Genomic DNA, 26,026 nt, shown 5'->3' with positions numbered 1-26,026 from the left:
GCTGATCGAACCTCTGGATAGCGTCGACATATCATGAACCACGTCACTGTCGTGATCTGCAACTACAACTACGAGCACTATCTGGCTACTGCGATCGAGTCGGCGCTCGGGCAGGACTATCCGGAGACGCACGTCATGGTCATCGACGATGGCTCGACCGACGGATCGCGCACGATCATCGAGAAGTTCGGAGCACGTATCTCGTCGATCCTCAAGGAAAACGGCGGGCAGGTGTCCGCTTACAACCAGGCGATCGAGCTGCTGGAAACGGACTATGTGATTTTCCTCGATTCCGACGACGTGCTGTATCCGGGAGCCGTCTCCGAAGTGATGCGGCTCTTTGCTGCCGGCGACTGGGCAAAGGTGCAGTTTCGTCTGGACGTTATGGACGGCAAAGGCGCACCGACAGGCGCCTATGTGCCTCATGTCGATCCTCCCGCCGATTGCGGAGCATCGTTGCTGGATGGCTGGTTGTATCCGTCGCCGCCCGCCTCGGGCAATGCATACAAAGTGAGCGCGCTCAGACGTATTTTTCCGGTTCCGGAGGCGGGCATCAATCGTTACGGGGCGGACTTCTACGCGATCTACGGTGTGGCGCTGGTAGGCCGCGTCGCCGCGGTGCGAAAGTCGCTGGGCGGGTATCGCGTACACAACACGGGTGGTGCGACGGTGTCATTCGCCAACTCGGAGCAACTCAACAAGGCGCCGGAAGCCGTCAACCTGAGATGGGCGATATTGCGCAATATCGCAATGACCCGGCTGCAGGTCGAGCTGGCACCTGATTTTCACGACTTCGCGCTCGAGAAGACTCGTTTCTGCTCAAGTGTCTATCGAGCGACGCTGAAAAAACGGTGGCGCTGGATGATGCGGGATTCGGGGCACTATTTGCACACCATTGTCGCGAATCCATTCTGGAGCCTCAAGAAGAAGCTCGGCACGCTTGTACTGTCAAGTCTGTGTCTCGTGCCGTACTCGCCGCTTTCTGATTTCGTGGTGCGGTATATCGCCAACCCGCTTGCCCGCCGTCGCGTGGTTGGGCGTTGAAGTCCAGAAACGCGGACACGGAGAGCGGCATGGATAGACGAAAGAGCATCCGTACTATTGGGTTTGTCTACGGCGGCTATTTGATGAGGTACGTGTACCTCATCATCGTGGTGCCGTTCTACGGGAGGATGCTCGGTGTAGCCGGGTATGGCCGGGTACTGGCCTCGATGTCGCTGATGAACGTGATATGGATGCTGGTCAATTACGGGTTCAGCCCCGTCGGCATGCGCGACGTGTCGAAAGCGCAATCGGATGAGGAATGCAACGAGATATTCTCGTTGCACGTGAGCGCGCGCATTGTGCATGGCGTGGTGGGCGGAAGCATCGGCCTGATTGCCACGATGTGTTCGCCGATCTTGTCCGAGCGTCCGTTGATCGGCGTGCTGGCTACGCTGCTGGGGATCGTGTCGGGAATGAACCTCGGTTGGCTGTTTCAGGGGCGTCACCAGTTTCGAACGCCCATCATTATCGAGGTGTTCGGCTTTCTCCTGAGCCTCGTGCTGGTTCTGAGCCTCGTAAAGGGACCCGACGACGCGGTATGGGTGCTTGCGAGCCTTCTGATTGCCGGTGTGGCGTCCTCGGTTGTTTCCTATGGCCTCACCATCTACCAGCTGGGCTGGCCGCGTCTCAGGCTGGCAGGTATCGTCCCCCTCGTACGAAATTCGACGATGCTTTTTCTCTATTCGTCGGGGTCGGTCGTATTCACGGCGTCGTCCACTTACCTGTTGACGCTGTTGTCCACGCCCGATCAGGTTGGCTATTTCGGCGCGGCCGAACGCTTTGCGACGATCGCACTCGCGCTCATGGGGCCGGCCGCGCAGGTGTTCATTCCCACCATCACGCGCCAACTCGCACAGGGCGACATGCAAGGGGCGCACGAAACGACCCGGCGCGGCGCGACTCTGCTGATGGGGTACGGATTACTGATTTTCTGTGGCGCGCTTGCACTGTCACCCTTCGTACTGCCTTTGATTCTTGGCCGCTCCTTTGAACCGAGTGCGCACGTTCTGCAGATCTTTGCGTGGATGTTCCCGTTCGCTGCGTTCAACGAGTTTGTGGCGGGCTACGTATTTGTGCCACGAAGGAAGGATCGTTTGCTTGCCATCGTGGGTATTGCGTCGGGTCTGATCAATCTGGTTGCGGCGCTGATTCTTGCGCCTCGATTTGGCGCCGTTGGCATCGCACTCGCCCGGGTGATCGGCGAGGGGTTGCTATCGGTCATGCTGGTGGTCGTTGTGGTTCGTCTTGAGCTGGTTGGCCTCGTACCGGGAGGCGAGCGAGCGCTGGGAATGGTTCGGGTTGCGTGCGGTTTCCGGCCCCAGACGCGTGCTGCAAAGGACGAATGAAGCCGGTGGTGGAAAAAATGAAGGATGTCGGACGTATTCTCACGGGAGGTCGAAGTGAAAGTCGCTATTGTTCACGATTGGTTGGTGGTTTCGGGCGGTGCGGAAAAAGTGCTGAAAAACATCATCGAATGTTTCCCGAAAGCGGACATCTTTTCAGTTGTCGATTTTCTGGAAGACCGCGAATGCGTGAAAGGGAAATCCGTCAAGACTTCCTTCATTCAGAAGATGCCTTTGGCGCGCAAACGCTATCGTGCATACCTGCCGTTGATGCCGATCGCGATCGAACAGGTCGACCTGTCGGGCTATGATCTGGTCATTTCCAGTTCACACGCGGTGGCGAAGGGTGTGCTGACCGGACCGAATCAGGTTCACGTCAGCTATGTCCATTCGCCTATTCGCTATGCCTGGGACCTGCAGCATCAATACCTCAACGAGTCTCATCTGAACACCGGCATCAAGTCCATCATGGCGCGCATGCTGCTTCACTACATTCGTGGATGGGACTCGCGCTCGGCCAACGGTGTGGATCATCTTCTGGCGAATTCGCATTTCATCGCCCGCCGGATCAGGAAGACCTACCAGCGTGAAGCAACCGTCATCTATCCGCCGGTCGATCTGGCCAGCATGACCGTATGCACGCAAAAGGACGACTTCTACGTAACGGCCTCGCGCATGGTGCCGTATAAACGTATTGATCTGATCGTACGGGCCTTCTCGCAGACGCCTGAACGCCGGCTCGTGGTGATTGGCGATGGTCCTGAGATGAAGAAGATCAGGGCGGCAGCCGGCGAGAATGTGACGATCCTGGGTCATCAACCGTTCGAAACGCTTGTCGATCATTTGCGACGCGCGCGTGCGTTTGTCTTTGCTGCGGAAGAGGACTTCGGAATTTCGGTGGTGGAGGCCCAGGCATGCGGCACGCCGGTGATCGCTTTTGGCAGAGGCGGTGTACTGGAGTCCGTCATCGGTCTGCCGCTTGAACGGCCTACCGGTGTGTTCTTTGGCGAACAGACGCCGGAGTCGTTGCTGGCGGCGGTAGGGCGGTTCGAGCGCAATGCGGGTCTGTTCGATCCCCGGGCATGCCGTAGAAACGCGGAGCGTTTTTCTTCGGAGAACTTCAAGGCGGCGCTGATGAGTTTTATCGATTCCCGGCTTCCATACGGGGGTCTCGAACACTTTCTGCCATATCCGGTTGCAAGCCAGCAACTGCCCGTCAATCAGCGCCAGCATGCTGACGTCGTATCGTGATTTCAATGCGTTAGCCGATATCCGATCAGGAATTCTTCGCAGGCGTCTGGCAGCGGGAATCGTTTCGCATACGCCGGTTCACCGTGCCGGCACTTAGAGTAAGGCCTGGTCTTTCGATTTCTGCTGAAGATGGTTGATCGCGGCGTTATTGACCGACTGCGCTGCCAGCAACAGAGAGATGACGAGAGCGAGAATCAGCACATTCGACGGCGAGACCAGACGATGTTCTGTCGCGGCCATGACAAGCAGGCAGACAGATGAGATTTCAACGAACCTGAAAGCGGCGAAGTTCTGTCCACTGCCGAATAGCGCGGCGGCAGCCGCACCGTGTTTGCTCCACTCAATCAGCTTCCAGTAGAAGCCCAGCATCAGGGCAAGTCCAACTACGCCCAGTTCCGCAAGAATGTTCAGATAAGAATTGTGAGCATGCGAGTCGCTATGCTCGATGATCTTGTCCGACGCTATACCCAGTAGATGAAAGTAGTTCGTCACATCGCCGATGTGATCGTCGAATGAGCCGAAGCCAAGGCCCACGATCGGGCTCTGCTCGAAGTACGCAAGCGCCCGCGGCCACAACCATTCATAGCGAATGTCGAGATTGGCGACCTTGGCATCCTGATTCTCGATCGTGAAGGTGTAGCCCATATAGTCGACCCTCGGATCCGTGTGGTAGATCGCCATTGCGATGGAGCCTGCGATAAGGCCGCCGATCAGCGTTGCCAGCATCCAGCGTTTGCGGCCGAAGTAGAGGTAGGGAAGGATGACAAGGACGCCCAGCAGCGAGCCTCGGCTATAGGTGGAGAACAGCATCAGTGCATTGCCGGCGAGCAGGGCCAGCAACAGCTTGCTGCGCCTGTGCAGGTAGCATGCGATGCCGAGGCAAAACAGCATCGCGAAGAACCCGCCTGCCGCGTTGCGCGCAATGAAGTAACTGCCAAAACTATTGTCGGGACTTGCGAAGATGCTGAGTAAGCCGTTGTGGACGATGTAGTAAGCGTAGGGGGGCAGATTGATCAGCACCGCGAACACAAAAAATGTGCGGAGAACTTTATTCAGATCCCAACGGTGCGTGTACAGGCAACCGGCAAAAATAGGCGCATAGGAGATGAAGAAATTACCGTCGCGCCGGTAAAAATCGAACTCCAGAAATGACCTGGGATCGTAGAGCAGTGTGGAGACGATGACGAGAAGCGTGAACGCTGTGAGCGGCGTCATGAACGCGGGGTAGCTGCGTCCAAAAAATCTCCACGGACAAAAGGCGAGTGGTACCAATCCAACTGCGCTCACGGGGACCAGATTGGTGACTGTCAGGAATAGTGCGAGTAGCGATATGTAAGCCATTGCGGCTCCAGTTGAATGGATGGCGTATTGCGGATGGCGTACCAGAACATCAACTCGTTCACGTCAACGGTATCACGGCTATAAGCTGATTTCCAACCCGCTTGTCTCATCAGACGCGGAAAACAGGCGTGTTTATAGTGCTCGCGAAAGCAGGTCCAACGACCTGAGCCAAAACCTCAACGGATCGCGCCATAAATGCTGTGGTGCAGCGTAGCCTGACTATGATGAAGCTCATCAAGTACTGTTCTTTGGCGCTAGCTTGTCGGTAGAAGTCGATGCATGTCGTGACTATTGAACGACATGCAGTGGCGATCGAAACGCAATGCTATCCACGCTTTCCGGTCGGGCCAGATCGATGGTCAACGCGTGTGCCTTTGTTGCCGCGAGTTGAACCGCTGGCTTTGTCCGCCTGACTTAGTCGTCCTGTCATTGATCACAGAAGAAACCAGCGACGCGTGCGACGGTACAGCGTGCTGTGCGCGGACGTTAAGACTTCGTCCACCAGCTGGTTTCAATGTAAAGGAGCTTTAAATGAGCAACGTTACGGTAGTTACTGGCGAGATGGATAGTGAAGCGGCCGATCAGGTGGTGGTGGATTTTCCGCCGCTCGTGCAAGTGATTCTCGCCGGCGGGTCGGGTACTCGCCTGTGGCCGGTGTCGCGTGAGCAGTTCCCAAAGCAGTTGATCGACGTGATCGGCAACCAGAGTTTGCTCCAGGCCACGATGGGTCGGATGGCGGGTTTCAGCGCAACCTGGGAGATCGCGGAGGATCCGCTCGTTGTGTGCGGGGCCGAGCACTACTTCGCGACCTACGAGCAGGCTCGGGAGATTGGCGTGAATGCGCGCATCATCGTCGAACCGGCTCGCCGGGACACGGCACCGGCGCTCACGCTTGCTGCGCTCGCGGCGTGCGCTGATGGACAGGATGCCATCCTGGTCGCCATGCCCGCGGACCATGCCATTGCGGATCTGGATGCGCTTCACCAGTCGATCGAAATTGCCGCACGTCATGCGCTGAAGGGTGAGATCGCCACGCTAGGCATTCCGCCTGACCGAGCCGATACAGCATTTGGTTATATCCGCCTCGGTGAGGCACTGCCGGATGGTGCGCATCGCATCGAGCGCTTTGTCGAGAAGCCTGCTGCGGAACTCGCCGCGCAATATATCGAATCCGGCAATTACTGGTGGAACAGCGGCATGTTCGTGGTCCGTTCGTCCGTCTGGCTGGCCGTTATCGAGCGGTTCCAGCCGGCGATACATGCGGCGTGTGTCGAGGCATATCAAGGCGCCAAAAAAACGGATGAGTGTGTCATTCCCGATGCCGCCGGATTCCTGCGTTCGCCATCCGATTCGATCGATTACGCGGTGATGGAGCATCTTGGCAAACCCGATTCGCCATTCAGCGCAATCGTGGTGCCGCTCGAAGCGGGCTGGTCGGATCTCGGTTCGTGGGATGCGGTCTGGCAGGCAATGGAAAAGGACGAGTGCGGCAATGCATCGAACGGACGCGTGCTGTTCGAAGGCGCAACCGCCACCTATGCGCGTTCGCAGGGCGGCAGGCTGGTGGCGTGTGTCGGCACGAACAACATGATCGTCGTCGATACCGACGACGCCGTGCTGGTCGCCGACCGCTCGCATGTGCAGGATATCAAAGGTCTGGTGTCACGCATCAAGCGCGACAAGTCGCCGGAGGCCGACGCGCACAGAAAGGTCCGCCGGCCGTGGGGCTTTTACGATTCGATCGATCATGGCGATCGTTTCCAGGTGAAGCGGATTGTCGTCATGCCGGGCGCGCGTCTGTCGTTGCAGATGCATCACCATCGCGCGGAACATTGGGTCGTCGTAAGCGGCACAGCGCTTGTCACCCGCGGGGAAGAACAGTTTCTTCTCGGCGAAAACGAATCGACCTACATTCCGCTTGGCATACGCCATCGTCTGGAAAATCCCGGCTGCGTGCCGCTTCAGATCATCGAGGTGCAGTCGGGAACGTACCTCGGCGAGGACGACATCGTCAGATTCGACGATAAGTACGGACGGTGCGGTTGAATCGGCTCCGGTATCTGGGTGCATGCACTAAGAGGCTGTGATGCGATTGATTACTGGTCTACTGGCAAGATTGTTCGACGTGGCGATGATTCTGACCGGCGCACTCGTGGCCTCCCGGATCCGCTTCGACGATGCTTCTCAACGAGGTTTCTATTTTGCGTTCGTCGCTTTCGCCGCGGCGTTTTCACTGGCTGTGTTTCCAGCACTCGGTGTGTACGAGTCGTGGCGCGGACGCTCCAAAAGAGCGTTGGTGGGTCAGGTCGCACTCGGCTGGCTCGTGGTGCAGATCTGCGCGATGGCGCTGATGTTCTCGCTGCATCGGATCGACTTCGTCTCGCGTCTATGGTTTGCATACTGGACGGGCATTGCCGGCGGCCTGATGATTGCCGGCCGCATAGTGACGCACATGGTGCTTGGCCGGGCGCGCAACGCGGGCCTGAACTTGCAGCAGGTTGCCGTGGCGGCGTGCGGGGACCACTGCGACGAGATCATTCGCAAGATGGAGGTGAATCCGGCCGCGGGGTTCAGGCCAAACGCGCTGTATAACGTGCGCTCCGATACCACGACGGTGGCCACGACCGCGGTGCGCGTCTTTAAAGAGCATGGAAGCTTTGCTCGATACGTTCGTGAACGACAGATCGGAGAAGTCTGGCTCGCATTGCCATTGACCGAGGAACGCACGATTCTCACGCTGGTCAATGAGTTCCGCAACGATCTGATCAATATACGTTTCATGCCCGACGTGCGTACGTTAGCGCTGTTTGAGGGCAGTGTTACGGACTTGCTGGGCGTGCCGACCATCAATCTGGCCGCGTCACCGTTGCCGCCCAACGCATTGGTGCAGAAGGAGTTGTTTGACCGTCTCTTTGCACTGGGCGCGCTGATCGCGGTGTCACCCATCCTGCTTGCCTGTGCCATTGCGGTCAAGCTGAGTTCACCTGGGCCGGTGTTTTTCAAACAGAGTCGCAAAGGCGCGGACGGACGCGTCTTCACCATCTTCAAGTTTCGCACCATGCGTCTGCATGAACAGAAGCGCGGTGTGCTCGAGCAGGCGACGCGTGGTGATCCGCGCATCACCAGGGTGGGGGGATTCCTTCGTCGTACGAGTCTGGATGAGTTGCCGCAGTTCTTTAACGTGCTGCGCGGCGATATGTCGGTGGTGGGACCCCGCCCCCATGCGCTCGAGCACGACGATCTCTACCAGAACATTGTCTCCGGATACATCCATCGTTACCGCATCAAGCCCGGCATTACCGGGTGGGCGCAGATTAACGGCTTTCGCGGCGAGACCGATCGCATCGAAAAGATGGAGGGTCGTGTCGCGCACGATTTGTATTACCTCAGGAACTGGTCATTCAGACTCGACGTAAAGATCATTTTCGCGACTGTATTCAAGGGGCTTCATCATCCTAATGCTTACTGAGCTTAGATCGAGGTCCCAGTAATACGGTACAGGAAGTAGTGCGAAGGTTGGCGTTAGCGGGTTCAAGGATGGAGATGATGTCATTCGATGTCGAGCGCATGGTCAGGCGGTCGTTGAAAAGAGCGGCTCAATTCAGGTTTCACCGGAATCATGGCGCCCAGGCTGGGCAGGTGCTGCGGTTTCTGCAGAAGAAATATGGACAGGCCGATCCGGCGAATCTGAAGCTGGCCGATACTTACGCGCGCGATATATTCGGGAGTGCTGTTTACGCGCCGTGGCTGCGTGTCTACACGGCATTCAGTGGCACGTTCAAGGAGGGTTGGATTCCGGACAACTACTACGGGAGTGTGGTCGTGCCTAGCATGAAAGGCTCGTACGGCAAGCTATCCGATCTGAAGCCGATATCGCGTCTGATCTTCCGCAGCGATGCGTTCCCGGACATCGCTTACTTCGCCAATGGTCTGTTCTTTACGGACACAGGCATTGTGATTCCAGAGCCCGAACTCGAGAGCGCTGTGTTCGCGCAGTGCGACCGAGTCGTGTTCAAGCTCGATGGGTCAGGCCAGGGTAAGGGCGTGTACCTCTTCGATAGAGAGCATTTCGACCGCGAGGCCATCAAATCGCTTGGCAATGGGGTTATTCAGAAGTTCATCACCCAGCACCGCGTGTTCAATGCTTTCGCGTCGAAGCCAGTTGCCACGTTGCGCTTTACGACAGTCGTAGATGATGCCGGCCGCATCTCTATTCGAGCCTGTTTTTTCCGGCTGGGAAGAGCGGACGACACGCACGTTCAGAGCGATCACGACATCTGCGTGCCGGTCGATCTGACTACCGGTGAACTGGGGCGTGAGGGTTACATGAACGACTGGGGCGCGATCGCTGCGCATCCAGATTCGGGCGTTTGCTTTTCAGGTGTGAAGATTCCGGCATTTGCGCAGTGTGTTGCGATGGTCCTCGATCTTCATAAGAAGGTTCCTTTTGCCCGATGCATAGGATGGGATGTGACCGTCGATGCAGACGAAAGCGTTCAGGTCATGGAATGGAACGGCGAACACAACGACGTGAAGTTCAGTGAAGCCACGCAAGGCCCCTGTTTTTCGGATTTGAAGTGGGAGCGGCTAAGAGCGGTGGCGTGAACAAACGGAGACAGTGCGGAGACAGCGCGAAAACAGCGGAGACAGGACGTGGGCGAACGGTTGTGGTGCGTTCATATCGAAGGACTTAACGACTTCATTGTCGCCGATTCCCAGCGAACGGCGGAGCAGGAAGCGTTGGCGATTAACGCGTATATAGACAGCGCCGAGACGGGCCCGCGCGCGGCGGTCTTGAGAGCGGTGGTGGTCGAATGGCCATTCGACGCGGCCGATCATGCGCGTGCGTTGCAAGAAGACTGGGATGATCTTCAGCATATGCCGCACAGACGGCAGTCGGCGAACAAGCCCGACGGCGTGCTCGTGAGTATGGTGCGCCGTGTGAAAAAGCTGGTGTCGAGCGGGCGTGGTAAGTAACACCCGAAGGCTATATCGCGCGAAATTCGGGCATCGCAAGGATGTCGCGCACCCGAAGCTTTCGGCTACGCGCTTTGCCCGATGCCTTTATGCATGTGCGGAGAATGCCTCGGATGACTCGTAAGCATTCTCGTCGTCCGGGTCCATGGCGACCAGTACCGCGCAGGAAACCCTGTCCAGCAGCAATCTATCGTTCTTGCCGCTCCACCATCGACGGACTGGCCCGCTGGGTCGATGCCCCACGACAATGAGGTCAACTTTCAACTCACGGGCAAAGAACGGGATATGGTCCAGAGGGTCGCCAATGGCGAAGTGGGGCGTTGCGATGACGCCTCGCGCAGCGAGTTTTTCGACACCATCGCGGAGTATCTCTCTTGCGGATTGCTCCAGCGTATCGAACGGTACGGCAGACGCAATGTCTGCCCCCTGCGACCACGCCGGGTTGTTCAGAACGGCAAGCAGGTGCGTTTCAGCCTTCATCTGCTCCGCTAATGACGCGCCATGACGTAGCGCGCGGCGCCCTTCACGGGTTGCGTCATAACACAGGAGAATGCGCCCGAATGCAGACATATCGTTATTTGCTCCGGTTCAGGAGACCTTGCTATCCGGCAGCCTGACGGCGGATGCTCAACCGTTCGGAGGGCCGCCGCTCATGCATGCCGTAGCGCAGCGATGAGATTGCATCGCTGCGCATCGCACGAATTCATTATATATCACTTCGTGATGTATATGCGCTTGCGAAACTGGCGGACAAGGCAGGAGGGTGTGCCCCCGAAGGGGCACGGAAGAAGCGCCTATCTGGCGCGGCAGATGATTGCCAGTCGACTCAGGGCACCGGCGGGAAGTGCCGCTTGCCGGTGGAGATCCGCAAGCGCCGGAAGCGTTCCTTCTTGTGTTCTTCGTCGAAGTGGGCAAGAGACGGCTTGACCAGATCGCTGCGCGACACAATGCCGATCAGTTGCAAGGTTGCGGTATCCGTGACCACGGGCAAGCGTTCGAGGCCGTGTACCGCGAGCCGCGTTGCTACGAGCCGGCAGGTTTCGCTAGGCAATGCAAAAGTGGGCGAACGGTGGCGCAACACTTCGTAGAGGCGCGAGTCGAGTGCATGCTCTGTCTCGTCATTGCGAATTTTTTCCAGTACCGCGCGATCGACCACGCCCGCAAGCGCGCCCTGGTGCACGACTGGATAGGCGCGATGTTTCTGTGTTGTGCCGAAGTATGTTTCCAGCGCTTCGCTCACGGATATCCCGCCGTCGATGGTTTCGACCGTACGTGACATCACTTCGTCGACGTGGTGGCGCTCGAGCGGATCGACGCCGTATTCCCGGTAAATGTGATAACCGCGCCGGGCAATCTTCTCGGTCATGATCGAGCGCTTCATGACGACCGTTGCAAACCCGTGCGCGATCAGTGTTGCGGCGAGCAGCGGCAGCAAGGCATTGCTGTCGTGCGTAAGTCCGAAGGCGAACACGATTGCTGTCAGCGGTGCCCCCAGCGTGGCGCCGAGCGTGGCTGCCATGAAAACGAGCGGCCACAGGGCAGGCTCGCCGCCCGGCAGCACATGGCCGAACACGACACCGAGCCCCGCGCCGAGCATCAGCAACGGTGCAAGGACGCCGCCCGAGGTGCCCGAGCCCAGCGCCACGACCCAGATGATCGCTTTCACCACCAGGATCGCCAGCGCGATCTGGATGGCAATGTGCTGGTGCAGCAGATCGCCGATCACGTCGTAGCCGACCCCCAACGCGCGAGGTTCGATAAAGCCGCCGATACCGATGACGAGGCCGCCGAGCGCAGGCCACCACATCCAGTGGATGGGCAGCTTGCCGAACAGATCTTCAGTCTTGTACAACGCGGCCGAAAGACCCGATGCGAGCGCACCGGACATCAGCCCCGCGATGACGCAGGACACGAGCGACAGCGCGCCGGGAGGCGCAGTTTCGAGCGGAAACAGCGGCCCCGTGCCGAAGAATGCCGCGCGTGCAAACCCGGCGACCGCGCACGCGAGGGCGACCGGCAGAAAACTGCGCGGACGCCATTCGAACAGCAGCAGCTCGACCGCGAGCAGGACCGCGGCCACGGGTGTGCCGAAGACGGCGGTCATGCCCGCCGCCGCGCCGGCAACCAGTAGCGTCTTGCGTTCAGCGGAGGTGACCTTCACGCATTGCGCGATCAGCGATCCCAGTGCGCCGCCGGTCATGATGATCGGGCCTTCCGCACCGAACGGCCCACCGCTGCCGATCACGATGCCGGACGAGAGAGGCTTGAGAATCGCCACTTTCGGCGACATGCGGCTCTTGCCGAACAGAATGGCTTCGATCGCTTCGGGAATGCCGTGCCCGCGAATCTTCTCCGATCCATAACGGGCCATGAAACCGACGATGAGACCGCCGATCACCGGGATAACCACCACCCAGATACCCAGCGTGTTGCCGGCCGGCGAACGGTCCGCAAACGAAAACTGCTGGAAGAAGAACAGATTCGTGAACAGATGAATCAGGCTCAGCAGCACGAACGCGGCGAGCGTGCTAAGGGCGCCGATTCCCGCAGCGAGTGCGGAAATGCCGGGAAGCCGTGCGTTGGAGGAGAAATCGCGTTTATGGGTATCGAGACTCATGGTGACTCAAAAATCAATCCTGGGAACATTAAACGCGCCTTCGAGCGACTTCAGTTCGGCACGGTGCATTTCGGCGAGACGGGCAAGCACCAGCTCGCCCGCTTTCAACAGATGAACTTCGACCTGGCGGCGATCCGTCTCACTGACCTTCCGGCGGACCAGATCGAGCGCCTCACAGCGGGACACCAGCGCGACTACGCCGTGGTGCTGCGCCTGGAGCCGTTCGGCCAGCTCGCCGACAGTGGCCCAGTCGCGCTCCGGATAACCCTTGATATGCAGCAGCAGCAGATATTGCAATGGCGTAATGCCTTCGCCCTGGGCGGCCTGCTCGGAAAAACGCTCGAAGCGCCGCATCTGGTAGCGAAACTCGGACAGTTGTGCGAAGTCCGCTTTGGTCAGGCCACGAGTGAGTGTTTTCATCGGCGTTCTGGGAAGAAATTGGCAAGATGTAAATTATATCATGACGTGATATGTATGCGCGTGTTCGGCGCAGGGTTGCGTGATCGCGCTACTTCGTGATCGCGCTATGCCGCGCGTCGTTGCTGGGCGTAAGCCTGCCGATACAACCCGGCGATGAGGTCGGCCTGCGTGATCATTCCCGCAAGCCGCTGATTTGCGTCCAGAACAGGGATATGGTGGTGCCCGTAGTTCGCGAACACCGGCACCAGTTCGACGATTGGGGTCGCCGCCTCGACCGTGTGGACGTCTACGTTCATCAGGGCGCCGACCAGCGGCGCCGGGGTGATGCTGCGCCGGAACCAGCGTTGCAGCGGCGACGACAGGCCGGACACTTTGCTGAACGCGCGTTTGTCGACGAGATCGGCGCGGGTCACGATGCCGATCACGTGCTGCCTTTCATCAGTGACCGGGAGTGCCTTGATGCGGCGCTGTTTCAGCAGGCTCCAGGCGGCAGACGCTCTCGTGGTGGCCGACACCGCAACCAGCGAACGCGACATGATGTCCGCGCAGGTCAGTTCATTGAACGTGCGGGCATAGGCCTGCAGCTGCACGTCGCGCAACAGGGATTCCAGATCGTCCGTGTCGATATCGAGCAATTCCCCGCGCCGGTTCAACACCGACTCGAGATCCGCGCGCGTGAAACCTTCGTTCGGCGCCGCAGCCGATGCTGCCGCGCTTCTGTTCGAACTCTGGGCGACGTGCGGGTATCGGTGCCCGGTAGCCGCGTGATAGGCGATTGCGGCGCACAGCAGCGCCACTGACTGGATTGCAATCGGTTCGAGCACGAAGCGGTAGCCCAGTGCGTGCACCACCGGGCCGCCCAGAACCGCGGTGAGGGCGACCGCGCCCGACGGCGGGTGCACGCACCGTAGCGCGAACATCGCGCAGATTGCGAGCGCGACGGCCAGAGCGGCGGCGCCCACCGGATCCGCAATCCAGTTTGCGCAGGCCACGCCGACCGTCGCGGAAACGATATTGCCGCCGATGATGGACCACGGTTGCGCGAGTGGACTGGCCGGCACGCCGAACAGCAGCACCGCCGAAGCGCCCATGGGCGCCACGAGCAGCGGAATGCTTGCCGCCGGCCCTAGCAGGAGGTGCATGGTCCCGCCAGTGAACGCAATGCCAAGCAATGCGCCGAGGCACGATCTGAAGCGCTCGGGCCAGCGGACCGCGATGGGATGGGGGGCAAAGCCGGAAAACCAGCGGATCACAGCGTAATGGGACAAAGAGCGGGACAAAGTGCGGGACAAGGTTCGAGTAGGAAAGATGGTGGGTATCACGTAGGACGGCACCACACCTTAAGGCCAAATCCCTACGAAGCGAAAGAACGTGTCGTCATGATTATATTTCATTGTGATATAAAAGTACGCGCCTCGTCACGGTAATCCGACAGATTTTCGCTGACGCGCGAGTCGGACTTGTTCCGCGTGTGACACGCAGGTGCTCCAACTGACGCTAATTTCCACTTGATTGGATCATGTTGTGATATAAAATGAAGGCAGGCCTTCTGGTGGCCGGTTCTTGAACAGGCGTAGTCCGGATGAAACTACAAAGATGATTTACCCGGATGGCACACGCCTTTGGGGATGCTGTGTCTCGCGCCGATGCGCAAAGCCGGTCATCGTGGAGGCCCCGGCCGTTGCTGTGGGACATGACCGCCGGTTGCCGGGTCGCGCTGCGCCATGGTGCGAAAGATGCGCTGCGCTAATCCCGCTGGGTGAGTCCGAAAGGCTTTCCGGTGCGATGGCGCGATGCAGATCGAAGCAAGGAGCCATTATGCTGATCACGTTTCAATCGCCTGCTACGCCCGATGTTGTGATGCTTAGAGATCTTGCCCAGTATCTGCTGGGTCTTGTGGGCAAGCGGCTCGATACGCGTGGGGTTATCCTCCATGACGAGCTGCCGCGTGCAATCAGCCGTCTTGAAGCGGCGATTTCGGACGATGAAAAAGCGGAGATTGCCCTCGAATCGCTGCAATATTCCCGCGAACGCCGTCAGGAATCCGGCAGCGGGCTGTCACAGCGGGCCTGGCCATTTCTCGACATGATGCGGGAAGCCAGCAAACATAACGCCGACATCATCTGGGGGCTGTAGAGGCTGGACTGCCGCGCGAGTTGATGCCGCCAGCCGCGTCACGGCTCGTGACGCGTGCGGTTCCACCAGTGCTTGCCGGCTGCATGCCGCAGAATCCGCTCACGGGAGTTGGGCCGGCTGTCCTGGGCGATAACGAAAAGAATCACCATCACCAGCACTGCGGCCGACACTGCGATCTGTACCATCAGATCCATTATCATTTTCTCCTCCCGATTCGAAAACATGCCGGCCTTTCAGGCGGCCACCTTGAACAGGACGCCGCAAGAGACGCGGTCGAGCAGCAAGGCGTGGTTCTCTCCTGTCCACCAGCGCGCAAAAAAGCCGTGTGGATGATGTCCGATGACGATCAGGTCCACGCTCAATGAATCCGCCAGGCGGGAAATCTGATCTATCGCATTGCCAACTGAATAGTGTCCCGTCGCGGTCACACCCCACGTGTGCAGCCAGTCAATTCCTTCGCGTAGGGTTTCCTGCGCCGCCTGCTCATCGAACTCGAATTTCATCGACGACAGAACGTCGAATCCGCCCGACCAGTGTGTGCAGTCGAAAATCGAGAGCAGATGGGTTTCAGCTTGCAACTGCTGCGCCAAGGCCGCACCGTAGCGCAGCGCGAGCCGCCCCTCCGGTGTGGCGTCGTAGCAGAGAAGTATCCGGTTGAACGGGGCCATCGCGCACTCTCATGTGAATCTTTGATTTCATTGTATATCACGACGTGACATATATGGACGTCTGACCTGGCAGCATGGCCGGATGGCCCTCTTGACGAGCCTGAGAGATCGGTCGAACATCACAACATGAGATATTTCGGCATCCGGCAAAGGCGACTAGCGTGGCCCTGATTCGGGGCGGCGAAGTGGCTGATGCCGGTGAAGTCGCAGCCGCGTGATTTTTGCCGCATTGCGCTGTTGGCCCCTGATCACAGCGGGGTGATCAGCAAAGGCGAGGGAGGGGAATCATGATTGACGTCGACGAAAAACTCAGGCATCCGCAGCCGGTGAAGCACAGCGATAACGAAAAAAGCAAGATGCCAAAACGTGACGAAGCGGGAGACAAGCCCGCGAGAACGCGTGGCGAAGGCGAACCACCTGTCGAGTGATACGACAGGTGCAGTGATGCGTCAGGCGGCGGCCTGTCCGGCGCGGTGACGCCGCCGGCGGCCGCGTTTTGCGCCGTCTACGCGCGTGCGGCCGCTTCCAGTTCCGTGAGGCGCTTGCGCAGCAAGCGATCCTCCTGGAAGCGGCTGGTTTCGTCGCGGATCACGGCGACGATGCCGGTGAGTTCGTTTTGCGGCGAATGCAGCAACGCAACCGTGAAGGCAATCGATAGCGCGCGCCCGTCCTTATGCACGGCGGGCACACGCAGCACGTCATTGCCATAGCGGGTTTCGCCCGTTGCCATGGTCTTGTGATAGCCGTCCCAATGGCGGCCGCGCAGACGTTCCGGAATGATCAGGTCCAGCGAATTTCCCAGCGCCTCGCTTTGTGTAAAGCCGAACATGCGCTCGGCCGCGGGGTTCCACAATGTGATGCTGCCGTCGGCATCCGAAATGATGATCGCGTCGCCGATTACGCTGACGAGTTGCTCGAAGTCGATGCTTGTTTGCATGGTGCGCCCCGGACTGTAAAACACGGATTCTTGAATTGGCTACGTGGATACGGCGCCCGCGAAGGTCGCCGTATCCACAGGCCCGAGCATACACACGGGCATACGGCCTGACACGGTTCAATCGCTAAACCGCCTTGATTTCACGCAGATTGAAGATGTCCTGCTTGCTGTAGCCAAGACTTGCCAGTACTTCGTCCGTATGTTCGCCGAGCAGAGGCGAGGCGGTGACCTCCGGCTTCATATCCGAGAACTTGATCGGACTGCCGACCGTCAGGTACGAACCGCGTTTCTTGTGCGGCACTTCAACGATCGTGCCGCTCGCGCGCAGCGAGGGATCGTTGGCCAGTTCCTTCATCGTCAACACCGGCGCACATGGAATGTCGAACTTGCGCAGAATATCGACGGCTTCGAATTTGGTCTTGTCGGCAAGCCATGCTTCGATGGTTCCGAAGATCTCGAAGATATGCGGTTGACGCGCTTCGGCGGTCTTGTAGGCCGGGTCGCTGATCCACTCGGGTTTGCCGAGCGCCTTGCAGATCGGCTCCCACGCGTGGCCCTGGATCGTGAAGTAGATGTACGCGTTCGGATCCGTCTCCCAGCCCTTGCACTTGAGTACCCAGCCCGGCTGACCGCCGCCACCCGCATTGCCGCCGCGCGGCACCACGTCGCTGAACTCGCCGTGCGGATACTGCGGGTATTCCTCGAGATAGCCCACGCGTTCCAGGCGTTGCTGGTCCCGCAGTTTCACGCGGCACAGGTTCAGCACGCTGTCCTGCATCGATACCGCGACCTTCTGGCCTTTGCCGGTTTTGTCGCGTCCAAGCAGCGCGGTCAGAATGCCGATGGCCAGATGCATGCCGGTGTTGCTGTCGCCGAGCGCGGCCGCGCTGATGGTCGGCGGACCGTCCCAGAAGCCGGTGGTGGAGGCCGCGCCACCGGCGCATTGCGCGACGTTTTCGTAGACCTTCAGGTCGTCGTAGTGGTGGCCGTCGCTGAAGCCTTTCACTGACGCGACGATCATCTTCGGGTTGAGTTCGTTCAGGCGCTCCCAGGAAAACCCCATCCGGTCCAACGCGCCCGGTCCGAAATTCTCGACCAGCACGTCGGATTCACGGACCAGTTTTTCGAGTATCTCCTTGCCCTCGGGTTTTTTCGTGTCCAGCGTCAGCGACTTTTTGTTGCTGTTGAGCATGGTGAAGTAGAGCGCGTCGGCGTCGGGGATATCGCGCAACTGATTGCGCGTCACGTCGCCCGAGCCTGGCCGTTCGACCTTGACCACGTCGGCGCCGAACCAGGCGAGCAACTGGGTGCATGCAGGGCCGGCCTGCACGTGGGTGAAGTCGATGATCTTGATGCCTTCGAGAGGTTTGGTCACTTTGGTTTCTCCGTGGTTACGCTGGATCACTTTTTCATCGCCGCGCTTTGCGGATTCAGATTGGTCAGGCGGCCGCTTTCGGTGCCGGCTGCTTCATCGATCACGGCATTGATCAAGGTCGGTTTGCCCGAGGCGATCGCTTCGAGTAATGCCTTCGTCAGCTCTTCCGGCGTGGTGGCGTGGTGGCCCACACCGCCGAATGCTTCGATCATCCTGTCGTAGCGCGCACCCTTCACGAAGACGGTGGGTGCGACGTCTTTGCCGCCCGTTGGGTTCACGTCGGTGCCGCGATACACGCCGTTGTTGTTGAACACGATCGTGCAAACCGGCAAGTCGTAGCGGCAGATGGTTTCGAGTTCCATGCCGCTGAAACCGAACGCGCTGTCGCCTTCGATCGCGACAACCGGTTTGCCGCTGGTCACAGCCGCACCGATCGCGAAGCCCATGCCGATACCCATGATTCCCCACGTGCCGGAATCGAAGCGTTTGCGCGGCTCATACATATCGATGATGCTGCGCGCGTAATCGAGCGTATTCGCGCCTTCGTTGACGACGTTGATATCCGGGCGCGTCTTCAGCACATCGCGGATCGCACGCAACGCGCTGTGGAAATTCATCGGCGAGGGGTTCTGGTCGAGCGTGGCCGCCATCTTTGCGAGGTTCTTGCTCTTGCGCCCGGCAATCGCGCCGATCCATTCCGCGTCCGGCTTCAAAAATCCCGCATCGAGGCCGGCGCGCAAGGCCGCCACGCACGAGCCGATATCGCCGATCACGGGCGCGGCAATCGCGACATTGCTGTCGATTTCTGTCGGTGAAATATCGACCTGGACGAATTTCTTCGGCGCTGCGCCCCACGTTTTTCCCTTGCCGTGCGAGAGCAGCCAGTTCAAGCGCGCGCCGATCAGCACGACAACGTCGGCTTCCTGCAGGACGAATGAGCGCGCCGCCGAAGCCGATTGCTCGTGCGTATCGGGCAACAGCCCCTTGGCCATCGACATCGGCAGATACGGAATGCCGCTTTGCTCGACGAACGCGCGGATTTCGGCGTCTGCCTGCGCGTATGCGGCGCCCTTGCCGAGCAGAATCAGCGGACGCTTTGCGCTCCTGAGCACGTCGATCGCACGGCTAATCGATTCCGGCGCCGGCAACTGACGCGGCGCGGCGTCGACCACCTTGACCAGCGACTGCTGCGCCTTCACGGCATCCATCGTCTGCGCGAGCAGTTTGGCCGGCAAATCCAGATATACGCCGCCCGGGCGGCCCGACACCGCCGCGCGGATCGCACGCGCCACGCCGATGCCGATGTCTTCGGCGTGCAGCACGCGGTACGCGGCCTTCGCATACGGCTTGGCGGCATTTAGCTGATCCATTTCCTCGTAATCGCCCTGCTGCAAATCGACAATCTCGCGCTCGCTCGAACCACTGATCAGGATCATCGGGAAGCAGTTGGTGGTGGCGTTGGCGAGCGCGGTCAGGCCGTTGAGAAAACCCGGCGCCGATACCGTCAGACAGATCCCCGGTTTCTGCGTCATGAAACCGCTAATGGCCGCTGCGTTGCCCGCGTGCTGTTCATGCCGAAAACCGATGAAACGCATCCCTTCGGCTTGCGCAAGCCGCGCGAGATCGGTGATCGGGATACCGACAAGACCAAAGATCGTGTCGATGTCGTTCAGTTTCAGCGCGTCGATGACGAGGTGAAATCCATCGGTCGTCTCGGTTGCCTGTTGCGTCGGGGTCGCTTCTGCTGCGGGCCTATCGGCTTCTGCCATGATGTGTCTCCTTGGTCACGGGGCTTCGTGGGATTCGTCGTGAGTTGCGCGCTCACGGTGTTGTTTATTCAGGCGAACCGCCAGGCAACGGCTGCAACCGTGCTTCGGCGATGACTGCGCCGGCCGGCGCGCCCGAGTTCTCGATCCAGCGCTTTCTCATGGGGGCGAGAATGAACTTCGCGGACACGGCCGCGGCGATCGAAATCACCGCCGCCGAGATGAACACGGTGCTCCAGCCGCCGTTGGCCGACAGCACCGATGCGATCGGCACCAGCATCGACGCGGTGCCCTTCGCGGTATAGAGCGTGCCGGCATTGGCCGCGGCGTATTTGCTGCCGAACGTGTCCGCGCAGGTTGCCGGGAAGATCGAGAAGATCTCGCCCCAGCACAGGAACACGGCGGCGGCGAAGAACATGAATGCGTAGGGGTTATGGCCGAACTGCATGAGCCCTAGGAGCGCTACGCCTTCGCCGAGAAAGATCATGAACATGGTGTTCTCGCGGCCAATGCGGTCCGACAGGAAACCGCACAACGGGCGCGTAAAGCCGTTGCACAGATTGTCGATCGACAGCGTCATGGTGAGCAGCGGCAGCGTGACGCCCAGCAGATTCACCGGCAGTTTGGCAAAGCCGTATTCCTTCGCAATCGGCCCAAGCTGCGCGGTGGCGATGATGCCGCCGGCCGCGACGAATACGAACATCAGATACAGCACCCAGAAGAGTGGTGAACGAATCATCTCGCCCGGCGTGTAGTCGATCTTGCTGGCAACCACGCGTTTGGCCGCGACCGCGCTTGCGGGCGGTTTCGGTCGTATCAGCAGGGTGGCGAGCAACAGAATGCAGACACCCTGGAAGATGCCGAAGAACATGAACGTGTGCTCGTAACCCGAGCGTTGAATCATGTCGGCGATGGGAATCACGGTGACGGCCGCGCCGGCGCCGAAACCTGCGGCGGTCAAACCGGCCGCGAGACCGCGTTTGTCCGGAAACCATTTGAGCGCCGTGCCCACGCAGGTACCATAGACGCAGCCCGCGCCGATACCGGCGATGACTGCCGCGATGTAGAGCTCGGCGAGACTGCTCGCATGCGCGTCGATGATCCAGCCGAGCGCCGCGCATACTGAACCGCCGATCACAACCGGACGCGGCCCGAACTTATCGACGAGCCAGCCTTCGACGGGCACGAGCCAGGTTTCGGTGACGATGAAGACCGTGAAGGCGGTCTGGATGGCTGCCTGACCCCAGTGGTGCGCGTTGTCCATTGGTACGACGAACAAGGTCCACGCATATTGCAGATTCGCGACGAGTCCCATGCATACGATGCCGATCGCCAGTTGCACCCAGCGGTGATGCCTGAACGCTGTACTGCCGCTCTGGGATGCCTTGAAATGTCCCATGTCATTCGTCTCCTATAGTTCCGTCGCGCTCGAGTGGCGCGTTGGACTGACGTGATCGAATCGCTTCTTTGCCGATTGTTCTGCGGGCAATGAAGCGCCAGTGGTCGGCCAGGGGAATTGCACTAACGAAAAGCTTTAGCCGCCGATCGCACGACAACGGGTGACAGGTGTTGGGCGTGGAGCGCGTCTGAGGGGATGCTGCGCGCGAACAGCGATAAGTAAAAATTAAAACATTTTATGGTTTGCATTCAGCATGGCGAATGGATGGACTTGGTGCCTTTAGCTGAAGCGTGGCGAGAGGCGCAGCGCAGCCGTCCGTGTATCCCGATTCGGTCGCTCCACCGCGGGAAAACCAATGTATACATAAATAGCTATCGTTTTTCGAAAAAACTTTAACTATTGTTTATTGATTTGTCCTCCTATTCTTGGTCATGCCAATTTCCTGAAGGAGACGATCATGAACCCGTCCCAGTTCGACGCTTATGAGCGCGCGCATGCTGCGGAAGTCGAAGCGCAACTGTGCGCATACAACAGCGCTTTCGATGAACTCGGTCTGCGCTTCCGTTGGGATGCGAGCACGCTTGCATTGCTGGCCACGATCGATGGCGAGGAGGCGCGGATCGCGGCCTACATCGAAGCGCACCACGCCCACCTGCTCAATGCGTATAGCCCCGGATTTCTGAGCCGGGCGATTCTCGAGAAGAAAAACGCCCGCTATCCGGCGAGCCTGCCGAGGCGCGTCGAGAGCGCGGCGCATCTGAGCGAGGTGGTACGTCAACCGCGCATCGGCGGCCGGCGCGAGCGCGCGTCGTACGAGATCGATCTGCCCGCACTGGCCGGCGTCTAGTCGCGGCAATTGCGTTTCATAAGCGTTTCCTATCGTGCAAGAGCGAACCCGTCTTGGCGCGATGAGTGGGGGAGATATACCGTTATAGCCGTGTGACAGCGGTGCCGTGCGTGCTCGTTTCTGACCTGCATGAGCCGCTCCCCTCTACCCGGAAGCGAAGATCGACCATGTACAAAGCCATCAGGAAAAATCCCTCGGCGCCTCAGGCTGCCGGCAAGATCCTTACCGCATTGCGTGATATTCCCGTCTCTGCACTCAGCGACAACATGCATCGCAACATCGGCAGTGTGGGACTGCATCCCTATCAACGGCCCGGCAAGAAAACGATGGCGGGCACCGCGGTGACCGTGCGCTCACGGGGCGGGGATAACCTGACGTATCTGCGCGCTCTGGAGTTTTGCCGTCCGGGTGACGTGCTGGTCGTGGACGCGGGCGGCGATCTCAACAATGCCGTCGTCGGAGGGATTCTGTCGTTCTACGCAGCCCATATCGGCGTTGTCGGCCTGGTCGTCGATGGCGCGATCCGCGATGTCGCGGAAATTCGCGAGCGGGATTTTCCCGTTTACGCGCGTGGGGTTACGCACCGGGGACCATACAAAGACGGCCCGGGAGAGATCAATGTGCCGGTGTCGGTCGGCGGAATGGTGGTGAATCCGGGGGACATCGTGGTCGGCGATCAGGACGGCTTGCTGGCTATCCCGCAGGATGACGCCGATCATGTCATCGAAAAAGCGCTGGCCGTTCTGGAAGCGGAAGCCGAAACCATGCGAGCGATGAAGGAAGGCCGCTGGAACCGCGCGTTTATCGACGCGCTCGAAGCACGCTGCAATAACTGAGCAGCGTAGGAGCAGAAGGGCGAAAACCGACGTCTGCATGGCAGACGTCGGTTTTTTTACGGCCTGTGACAGTCGTGGTTGCGCCATGAATGAACGCCCGGCGGCTAACGCGGCTTGGCGCGTTAGCCGCCGCCTGACGCGCGCCGCGATCAATCGAAGCTCACCAGCACCTTCATCGCTTTCGAACGGTCACCCGCCGTCTGGAACGCCTTGACCGAATCCTGATACGGGAAGATGCCGGAGATCAACGGCTTCACGTCGATCAATCCCTTGTTCAGCAGTTCGACAGCGACTGCGAACTCTTCGTGAAAGCGGAACGCCCCACGCAGATCGAATTCCTTGGCGACAATCACATTGATCGGCAAGGAGATGTCGCCACCGAGGCCGACCTGGACGATCACGCCGCGTGGTTTGAGCACGTCGAATGCGCCGCGCAAGGCCGCTGCGTTGCCGCTTGCCTCGAACAGAACGTCGAAGCTGCCTTTGTCGGCGGCGAACGGCGTGAGCGCGTCCGGCGTCTCCGCGATATTGAACGCGAGGTCGGCGCCGACCTTTTTCGCGCTGTCGAGCGGCAGTGTATTGACGTCGGTTGCCACGATCGTCGCCGCGCCCGCTCTGCGCGCGGCCGCTACGATCAACGCGCCGATCGGGCCGCATCCTGTGACGAGTACCCGTTTACCGAGCAACGGACCCGCGCGCCGAACGGCGTGAAGTGCGACCGAGAGCGGTTCGGCCATCGCGGCTTCCGCATCGCTCAACGAGTCCGCCACGACGTGCGCCTGCGAACGGTCGATCACGATCTCCTGGCGGAAAGCGCCCTGTACGTGCGGCGTGCGCATCGCGCTGCCGTAGTAGCGCATATCCAGGCAGTGGTTCTGCAGCCCTTGCTGACAGTACTGGCACAGGCCACAGGGCCGGCTCGGGCTGATGGAGATCCGCGTGCCGGCCGGCATGTCCGTCACGCCGGATCCCGCACGCGAGACGGCACCCGAGACTTCATGGCCGAGCACCATGGGCTCCTTGATACGAATCGTGCCGAAACCGCCATGATTGAAGTAGTGAAGATCGGACCCGCAGATACCGCCGGCCCGAACCCGTACGAGCAACTGGTTGGCCTCCGGTTCGGGCGTGGGAACGTCCTCGATGCGCAGATCGAGTGGTGCGTGAATCACGAGTGCATGCATGGTAGAGACCTATAACGGTGAATGCGGGGTCAGCACGCTATACGGTAGCGCCTGATACCCCGTTCGACAAAGAGCGATGTTGTCTGGGCCGATAATCGTCGCTTATGGATGCTTATTCGAGCGCGCGGGTCATGTTCTCGATGACCTTCCTGGCGTCCGAAAACACCATCATCGTTTTGTCCATATAGAACAGATCATTGTCGAGACCCGCGTAGCCCGATGCCATCGACCGCTTGTTGACGATCACGGTGCGCGCCTTATAGGCCTCCAGAATCGGCATGCCGGCGATCGGCGAACCCGGGTCTGTTTTCGCGGCGGGATTGACCACGTCGTTGGCGCCGAGCACGAGCACGACGTCGGTCTGGCCGAACTCCGCGTTGATATCCTCCATTTCGAACACCTGATCGTACGGCACTTCCGCTTCGGCGAGCAGCACGTTCATATGACCCGGCATCCGGCCGGCCACCGGGTGAATCGCATAGCGGACGTCGATGCCTTTGCTGGTCAGCTTGTCGGTCAACTCCTTCAGCGCATGCTGTGCTCGTGCGACCGCGAGACCATAGCCCGGCACGATCACGACCGATTCCGCATTGCCGAGCAGGAACGCGGCGTCGTCGGCGGAACCCGATTTGACCGGCCGCTGTTCCCGCTTTGCGCCGCCCTCAGCCGCGGCTTCCGCCCCGAAGCCACCGAGCAGCACGCTGAAGAACGAGCGGTTCATCGCCCGGCACATGATGTATGAAAGAATGGCGCCCGACGAGCCGACCAGCGATCCGGCAATGATCAGCATGGGGTTGTTCAGCGAGAAGCCGATGCCCGCGGCGGCCCAGCCCGAGTACGAGTTGAGCATCGAGACGACCACCGGCATGTCGGCGCCGCCGATCGGAATGATGATCAGCACGCCGAGTGCGAACGCGATCGCCGTCATGACGATGAACGGCAGCCATGACTGGGTCAGAAAGAACGCGATTCCGAAGCCGGCCATCGCGATGGCGAGTGCGAGATTGAGTGCATGCTGTCCGCGATAGACGACCGGTGCGCCCTGAAACAGGCGGAACCTGTATTTGCCCGACAGCTTGCCGAACGCGATCACCGATCCGGAAAAGGTAATCGCGCCGATAAAGGTGCCAATGAACAGTTCGACGCGATTGCCATAGGGCAGTTCGCCGCCGCTCGCGGCCAGTCCGAAAGCGGACGGCTCGGCGACCACCGCATAGGCGATGCAAACGGCGGCCAGCCCGATCAACGAGTGCATGGCTGCAATCAACTCGGGCATTCTGGTCATCTCGACGCGCGCGGCAACCACGGTGCCGACCGCACCGCCGATGATGAGCGCGACGACGAGCACGGTCAGCCCGAGCATCAGATCGGAGCCGAGCGAGGGCGCCTGTTTTGCAATCAGCGCGACGGTCGTCAGAATGGCGAGCGCCATGCCGACCATGCCGAAGGCATTGCCGAGCCGGGCGCTCTTGGGATTCGACAGCCCTTTGAGCGCCTGAATGAAGCACACGGAGGCGACGAGGTACAACAAGGTGACGACATTCATGCTCATCGCGAGACTCCATGGGCTTCGTTTGCGGCGGCCTTTTTAGGCTCTTTTTTCCTGAACATTTCAAGCATGCGGCGCGTCACGAGAAAGCCGCCGAATACGTTGACCGCCGCGAGCGCCACGGCGAGCGCGCCGAATGCCTTGCCCGCGCCGCCCACGGTCAGTCCCGCCGCCAGCATGGCGCCGACAATGACAATCGCGGATATCGCGTTGGTGACGGCCATCAGCGGCGTATGCAGGGCAGGCGTTACGTTCCAGACCACGTGGTAACCGACATAGATCGCCAGAACGAAGATGATGAGATTGGTGGTGGTATGAGTGATGAGTTCCATGGCG

The 26,026-nt window shown here is 59.8% G+C and carries 25 protein-coding genes; 11 read left to right on the top strand and 14 right to left on the bottom strand.

Annotated features, from left to right (window positions below; genetic code table 11):
- Positions 1-33: 33 nt before the first annotated feature.
- From BCY88_RS01965 to BCY88_RS01955, 3 genes are read left to right on the top strand one after another with little or no spacing between them, the layout of a single operon-like run.
- Entirely contained in the window at positions 34-1,044 is a 1,011-nt protein-coding gene (locus tag BCY88_RS01965; RefSeq protein ID WP_120342576.1) for a glycosyltransferase, read from the top strand.
- A gap of 29 nt (positions 1,045-1,073) precedes the next feature.
- The gene (locus BCY88_RS01960) at positions 1,074-2,390 is read left to right on the top strand and encodes a lipopolysaccharide biosynthesis protein (protein ID WP_120342575.1); all 1,317 of its coding nucleotides are present in this window, start codon (positions 1,074-1,076) and stop codon (positions 2,388-2,390) included.
- Between the two features lie 54 nt (positions 2,391-2,444).
- Positions 2,445-3,638, top strand: a complete 1,194-nt coding sequence (locus BCY88_RS01955) for a glycosyltransferase family 4 protein (RefSeq protein WP_120342774.1) — start codon at positions 2,445-2,447, stop codon at positions 3,636-3,638.
- Between the two features lie 93 nt (positions 3,639-3,731).
- Here BCY88_RS01955 and BCY88_RS01950 read toward each other — a convergent pair whose 3' ends face one another.
- Positions 3,732-4,979, bottom strand: a complete 1,248-nt coding sequence (locus tag BCY88_RS01950) for an O-antigen ligase family protein (RefSeq protein ID WP_120342574.1) — start codon at positions 4,977-4,979, stop codon at positions 3,732-3,734.
- 561 nt (positions 4,980-5,540) lie between these two features.
- Here BCY88_RS01950 and BCY88_RS01945 point away from each other — a divergent pair.
- The 4 genes from BCY88_RS01945 (at position 5,541) to BCY88_RS01930 (ending at position 9,956) form a co-directional block, all read left to right on the top strand.
- Entirely contained in the window at positions 5,541-7,025 is a 1,485-nt protein-coding gene (locus BCY88_RS01945; RefSeq protein ID WP_259461211.1) for a mannose-1-phosphate guanylyltransferase/mannose-6-phosphate isomerase, read from the top strand.
- A gap of 40 nt (positions 7,026-7,065) precedes the next feature.
- The gene (locus BCY88_RS01940; RefSeq protein ID WP_120342572.1) at positions 7,066-8,448 is read left to right on the top strand and encodes an undecaprenyl-phosphate glucose phosphotransferase; all 1,383 of its coding nucleotides are present in this window, start codon (positions 7,066-7,068) and stop codon (positions 8,446-8,448) included.
- 77 nt (positions 8,449-8,525) lie between these two features.
- Entirely contained in the window at positions 8,526-9,584 is a 1,059-nt protein-coding gene (locus BCY88_RS01935) for a sugar-transfer associated ATP-grasp domain-containing protein (RefSeq protein ID WP_404935663.1), read from the top strand.
- A 48-nt stretch (positions 9,585-9,632) separates the two neighbouring features.
- Entirely contained in the window at positions 9,633-9,956 is a 324-nt protein-coding gene (locus BCY88_RS01930; RefSeq protein ID WP_120342571.1) for a hypothetical protein, read from the top strand.
- An 87-nt stretch (positions 9,957-10,043) separates the two neighbouring features.
- Here the strand turns inward: BCY88_RS01930 and BCY88_RS01925 are convergent, their stop codons facing one another.
- The 4 genes from BCY88_RS01925 to BCY88_RS01910 all read right to left on the bottom strand — a co-directional run bounded on the left by BCY88_RS01925 (position 10,044) and on the right by BCY88_RS01910 (position 14,261).
- Positions 10,044-10,526 carry a universal stress protein gene (locus tag BCY88_RS01925; protein WP_120342570.1) on the bottom strand — a complete coding sequence of 161 codons (483 nt, stop codon included), beginning with the start codon at positions 10,524-10,526 and terminating at the stop codon, positions 10,044-10,046.
- A 256-nt stretch (positions 10,527-10,782) separates the two neighbouring features.
- Entirely contained in the window at positions 10,783-12,573 is a 1,791-nt protein-coding gene (locus BCY88_RS01920; protein ID WP_120342569.1) for a chloride channel protein, read from the bottom strand.
- A gap of 6 nt (positions 12,574-12,579) precedes the next feature.
- The gene (locus tag BCY88_RS01915; RefSeq protein ID WP_120342568.1) at positions 12,580-12,993 is read right to left on the bottom strand and encodes a MarR family winged helix-turn-helix transcriptional regulator; all 414 of its coding nucleotides are present in this window, start codon (positions 12,991-12,993) and stop codon (positions 12,580-12,582) included.
- 104 nt (positions 12,994-13,097) lie between these two features.
- Positions 13,098-14,261 (bottom strand): HPP family protein, encoded by a 1,164-nt coding sequence (locus BCY88_RS01910; RefSeq protein WP_120342567.1) that lies wholly within the window; start codon positions 14,259-14,261, stop codon positions 13,098-13,100.
- A gap of 550 nt (positions 14,262-14,811) precedes the next feature.
- On the opposite strand from BCY88_RS01910, the gene BCY88_RS01905 reads away from it, so the two are divergent.
- Positions 14,812-15,129, top strand: coding sequence for a DUF1840 domain-containing protein (locus BCY88_RS01905; protein ID WP_120342566.1), 318 nt, complete (start codon positions 14,812-14,814; stop codon positions 15,127-15,129).
- A 38-nt stretch (positions 15,130-15,167) separates the two neighbouring features.
- Here the strand turns inward: BCY88_RS01905 and BCY88_RS39770 are convergent, their stop codons facing one another.
- Together BCY88_RS39770 and BCY88_RS01900 are read right to left on the bottom strand one after the other, a co-directional pair.
- A complete protein-coding gene (locus BCY88_RS39770) occupies positions 15,168-15,323 on the bottom strand; it encodes a hypothetical protein (RefSeq protein WP_183081245.1) in 156 nt (51 codons plus the stop codon).
- A gap of 39 nt (positions 15,324-15,362) precedes the next feature.
- Positions 15,363-15,797 carry a universal stress protein gene (locus tag BCY88_RS01900; RefSeq protein ID WP_120342565.1) on the bottom strand — a complete coding sequence of 145 codons (435 nt, stop codon included), beginning with the start codon at positions 15,795-15,797 and terminating at the stop codon, positions 15,363-15,365.
- A 287-nt stretch (positions 15,798-16,084) separates the two neighbouring features.
- Between BCY88_RS01900 and BCY88_RS39765 the strand changes: the two genes are divergently transcribed.
- Positions 16,085-16,225 (top strand): hypothetical protein, encoded by a 141-nt coding sequence (locus BCY88_RS39765; RefSeq protein WP_183081244.1) that lies wholly within the window; start codon positions 16,085-16,087, stop codon positions 16,223-16,225.
- Between the two features lie 77 nt (positions 16,226-16,302).
- Here the strand turns inward: BCY88_RS39765 and BCY88_RS01895 are convergent, their stop codons facing one another.
- From BCY88_RS01895 to oxlT, 4 genes are all read right to left on the bottom strand, one after another.
- On the bottom strand, positions 16,303-16,734 hold the full coding sequence (locus BCY88_RS01895; RefSeq protein ID WP_120342564.1) for a PAS domain-containing protein: 432 nt from the start codon (positions 16,732-16,734) through the stop codon (positions 16,303-16,305).
- 124 nt (positions 16,735-16,858) lie between these two features.
- On the bottom strand, positions 16,859-18,109 hold the full coding sequence (gene frc, locus BCY88_RS01890; RefSeq protein WP_120342772.1) for a formyl-CoA transferase: 1,251 nt from the start codon (positions 18,107-18,109) through the stop codon (positions 16,859-16,861).
- Positions 18,110-18,135: 26 nt separating this feature from the next.
- The gene (oxc, locus tag BCY88_RS01885; protein WP_120342563.1) at positions 18,136-19,878 is read right to left on the bottom strand and encodes an oxalyl-CoA decarboxylase; all 1,743 of its coding nucleotides are present in this window, start codon (positions 19,876-19,878) and stop codon (positions 18,136-18,138) included.
- 64 nt (positions 19,879-19,942) lie between these two features.
- Positions 19,943-21,274, bottom strand: a complete 1,332-nt coding sequence (gene oxlT / locus BCY88_RS01880; RefSeq protein WP_120342562.1) for an oxalate/formate MFS antiporter — start codon at positions 21,272-21,274, stop codon at positions 19,943-19,945.
- Positions 21,275-21,731: 457 nt separating this feature from the next.
- Here oxlT and BCY88_RS01875 point away from each other — a divergent pair, with 457 nt between their 5' ends.
- Together BCY88_RS01875 and BCY88_RS01870 are read left to right on the top strand one after the other, a co-directional pair.
- Positions 21,732-22,121, top strand: coding sequence for a hypothetical protein (locus BCY88_RS01875; RefSeq protein ID WP_120342561.1), 390 nt, complete (start codon positions 21,732-21,734; stop codon positions 22,119-22,121).
- A 167-nt stretch (positions 22,122-22,288) separates the two neighbouring features.
- Positions 22,289-22,957: an RraA family protein gene (locus tag BCY88_RS01870; protein ID WP_120342560.1), complete on the top strand. Its 669-nt coding sequence runs from the start codon at positions 22,289-22,291 to the stop codon at positions 22,955-22,957.
- A gap of 149 nt (positions 22,958-23,106) precedes the next feature.
- Here the strand turns inward: BCY88_RS01870 and BCY88_RS01865 are convergent, their stop codons facing one another.
- The 3 genes from BCY88_RS01865 to BCY88_RS01855 all read right to left on the bottom strand — a co-directional run bounded on the left by BCY88_RS01865 (position 23,107) and on the right by BCY88_RS01855 (position 26,022).
- Positions 23,107-24,141: an L-idonate 5-dehydrogenase gene (locus BCY88_RS01865; RefSeq protein ID WP_120342559.1), complete on the bottom strand. Its 1,035-nt coding sequence runs from the start codon at positions 24,139-24,141 to the stop codon at positions 23,107-23,109.
- 112 nt (positions 24,142-24,253) lie between these two features.
- Positions 24,254-25,693, bottom strand: coding sequence for an NAD(P)(+) transhydrogenase (Re/Si-specific) subunit beta (locus tag BCY88_RS01860; RefSeq protein WP_120342558.1), 1,440 nt, complete (start codon positions 25,691-25,693; stop codon positions 24,254-24,256).
- Entirely contained in the window at positions 25,690-26,022 is a 333-nt protein-coding gene (locus BCY88_RS01855; RefSeq protein WP_120342557.1) for an NAD(P) transhydrogenase subunit alpha part 2, read from the bottom strand. Before BCY88_RS01855 ends, BCY88_RS01860 begins: the two co-directional genes overlap by 4 nt.
- Between the last annotated feature and the right edge of the window lie 4 nt (positions 26,023-26,026).

This window comes from Paraburkholderia fungorum (genome assembly GCF_003610895.1).
Lineage (GTDB): Bacteria > Pseudomonadota > Gammaproteobacteria > Burkholderiales > Burkholderiaceae > Paraburkholderia > Paraburkholderia fungorum_B.
The sequence above is the reverse complement of the archived record's forward strand: the minus strand, read 5'-3'. Positions and strand labels throughout refer to the sequence as shown.

Excerpts from the sequence above, each read along its gene's own strand:
- BCY88_RS01895 (WP_120342564.1), bottom strand. The coding sequence starts at position 16,734 with ATGCAAACAAGCATCGACTTCGAGCAACTCGTCAGCGTAATCGGCGAC.
- BCY88_RS01935 (WP_404935663.1), top strand. The coding sequence starts at position 8,526 with ATGTCATTCGATGTCGAGCGCATGGTCAGGCGGTCGTTGAAAAGAGCG.
- BCY88_RS39770 (WP_183081245.1), bottom strand. The coding sequence starts at position 15,323 with ATGGATCTGATGGTACAGATCGCAGTGTCGGCCGCAGTGCTGGTGATG.
- BCY88_RS01940 (WP_120342572.1), top strand. The coding sequence starts at position 7,066 with ATGCGATTGATTACTGGTCTACTGGCAAGATTGTTCGACGTGGCGATG.
- BCY88_RS01875 (WP_120342561.1), top strand. The coding sequence starts at position 21,732 with ATGAACCCGTCCCAGTTCGACGCTTATGAGCGCGCGCATGCTGCGGAA.
- BCY88_RS01965 (WP_120342576.1), top strand. The coding sequence starts at position 34 with ATGAACCACGTCACTGTCGTGATCTGCAACTACAACTACGAGCACTAT.
- BCY88_RS01960 (WP_120342575.1), top strand. The coding sequence starts at position 1,074 with ATGGATAGACGAAAGAGCATCCGTACTATTGGGTTTGTCTACGGCGGC.
- BCY88_RS01925 (WP_120342570.1), bottom strand. The coding sequence starts at position 10,526 with ATGTCTGCATTCGGGCGCATTCTCCTGTGTTATGACGCAACCCGTGAA.
- BCY88_RS01865 (WP_120342559.1), bottom strand. The coding sequence starts at position 24,141 with ATGCATGCACTCGTGATTCACGCACCACTCGATCTGCGCATCGAGGAC.
- BCY88_RS01855 (WP_120342557.1), bottom strand. The coding sequence starts at position 26,022 with ATGGAACTCATCACTCATACCACCACCAATCTCATCATCTTCGTTCTG.
- BCY88_RS01920 (WP_120342569.1), bottom strand. The coding sequence starts at position 12,573 with ATGAGTCTCGATACCCATAAACGCGATTTCTCCTCCAACGCACGGCTT.
- oxlT (WP_120342562.1), bottom strand. The coding sequence starts at position 21,274 with ATGGGACATTTCAAGGCATCCCAGAGCGGCAGTACAGCGTTCAGGCAT.
- BCY88_RS39765 (WP_183081244.1), top strand. The coding sequence starts at position 16,085 with ATGATTGACGTCGACGAAAAACTCAGGCATCCGCAGCCGGTGAAGCAC.
- BCY88_RS01945 (WP_259461211.1), top strand. The coding sequence starts at position 5,541 with ATGGATAGTGAAGCGGCCGATCAGGTGGTGGTGGATTTTCCGCCGCTC.
- BCY88_RS01860 (WP_120342558.1), bottom strand. The coding sequence starts at position 25,693 with ATGAGCATGAATGTCGTCACCTTGTTGTACCTCGTCGCCTCCGTGTGC.
- oxc (WP_120342563.1), bottom strand. The coding sequence starts at position 19,878 with ATGGCAGAAGCCGATAGGCCCGCAGCAGAAGCGACCCCGACGCAACAG.
- BCY88_RS01950 (WP_120342574.1), bottom strand. The coding sequence starts at position 4,979 with ATGGCTTACATATCGCTACTCGCACTATTCCTGACAGTCACCAATCTG.
- BCY88_RS01915 (WP_120342568.1), bottom strand. The coding sequence starts at position 12,993 with ATGAAAACACTCACTCGTGGCCTGACCAAAGCGGACTTCGCACAACTG.
- BCY88_RS01900 (WP_120342565.1), bottom strand. The coding sequence starts at position 15,797 with ATGGCCCCGTTCAACCGGATACTTCTCTGCTACGACGCCACACCGGAG.
- BCY88_RS01870 (WP_120342560.1), top strand. The coding sequence starts at position 22,289 with ATGTACAAAGCCATCAGGAAAAATCCCTCGGCGCCTCAGGCTGCCGGC.
- BCY88_RS01905 (WP_120342566.1), top strand. The coding sequence starts at position 14,812 with ATGCTGATCACGTTTCAATCGCCTGCTACGCCCGATGTTGTGATGCTT.